We start from the raw sequence: 1,448 nt of genomic DNA on the forward strand, positions 1-1,448 counted from the left end.
CGGCGCGGCCTTCATCTGGCTGGTGGTGGGCATCGCCGAGTGAGCGCCCGGCGCCGCTCACAGTTTCCCGCCCCGCCCGCCCTCGCGCCGCGCCGGTGCGATGAGCGTCGACAGATACGGCAGCGGCGCCCCGTCCAGCTCGGCGGCCGGCCGCACCGACTCCTCCGGCAGTCCCAGCGCCGAACCCCACACCGCGTCACCGAGCCGCCCGGTCTCCCGCAGCGCCTCGGCGACTTCTGCCGCCTGCCGCCCGAACTTGTAGGCGACGACCGTCCCAGGACCCTGCAACGCGTCCTTGAGCACCGCGGCCCCGGCGGTCACCGGCACCAGCGTCAACGGCTCGGTGCCCTCCGTCAGCACGGCCCCCGACCGCGCCGCGAGGTCCTGCATGGCGGTGATCCCGGGCACGGTCTCCACGACGGTGCCCGGCACGAGCTCGCCGACGGTCTGCGCGAGATAGGTGAACGTCGAGTACACGTTGGGATCACCGATGGTCGCGAAGGCGACGGACCCGTGCTCCCGCAGCAGCGCCGCCACCCGCTCCCCGGCCGCGTCCCACGCCGCCTCGCGTCGCGCCCGGTCGGTGCGCTCGTTCAGCGCGAACACGACCCGGACGACATTCTCGGCGCCCACGTAGTGCAGCACGGTCGCCTCGGCGCGCCCCCGCTCGCCGCCGTCTTTTCCGTCAGACGCAGCCATCACGGGTACGACGACGATCTCGGCGGCCCGCAGCGCGTTGACGCCCTTGACGGTCACCAGCTCGGGATCCCCGGGCCCGACCCCCACCCCGACCAGCCTGCTGCTCATGACGTCCGGCACCTCTCCACGAACCGACGGGCGACACCGGGCTCGGACGCCCAGTGCGTGTGCAGATAGCTCGCGTGCACACCGCGCTCCACAAATCCCTCGACGCGCCGCTCGGGCGCCCGCATCCCCCACGCCGCCACGGCCCCGGCCCCCGGCTCCACGACGGTCCGATGAAACTCGTGCCCCCGCATCCGCGTCCCCGCGACGGCCAGCGCACTGTCACTCACGGCCACGGCGTCCCGGTAGCCGAGCGTCAGCCGCTCCGACATCCGGGCGGAGGCGTCCAGCACCCCGCACATGGGCAGCCCGTCCAACTCCCGGCACAGATACAGCAGCCCGGCACACTCGGCGGCGACGGGAGCCCCACGGAACGCCAGCTCGGCGACACACTTCCGCAGCGCCTCGTTGGCGGACAGCTCGGAGGCGTACACCTCGGGAAAACCGCCCCCGATGACGAGGCCATCCGTCCCCTCGGGCAACTCCTCGTCCCGCAAGGGATCGAAGGTGACGACCTCGGCCCCGGCGGCGGCAAGCAGCTCGGAGTGCTCGGCGTAGGAAAAGGTGAAGGCGGCCCCACCGGCAACGGCGACGCGCTGCGGTGACTTCTCGGCCGACCGAGTCGGGTGGTGGGTGGGCATAGG

General features: G+C 73.1%; 1 protein-coding gene and 1 pseudogene. Both read right to left on the reverse strand.

Annotated features, from left to right (window positions below; translation table 11 throughout):
- Positions 1 to 57: 57 nt before the first annotated feature.
- Positions 58 to 807 (reverse strand): precorrin-2 C(20)-methyltransferase, encoded by a 750-nt coding sequence (cobI, locus tag GTW67_RS12055; RefSeq protein WP_161164804.1) that lies wholly within the window; start codon positions 805 to 807, stop codon positions 58 to 60.
- Positions 804 to 1,448: pseudogene (locus tag GTW67_RS12060) on the reverse strand (cobyrinate a,c-diamide synthase); the annotation flags it as partial. The gene cobI and the pseudogene GTW67_RS12060, both read right to left, overlap by 4 nt.

Origin of the sequence: Streptomyces sp. SID5910 (assembly GCF_009862125.1) — a bacterium.
In the GTDB taxonomy this organism is placed as follows: domain Bacteria; phylum Actinomycetota; class Actinomycetes; order Streptomycetales; family Streptomycetaceae; genus Streptomyces.

What these genes read in the sequence shown, in the direction of transcription:
- cobI (WP_161164804.1), bottom strand. Translation starts at nt 807, where the DNA reads ATGAGCAGCAGGCTGGTCGGGGTGGGGGTCGGGCCCGGGGATCCCGAG.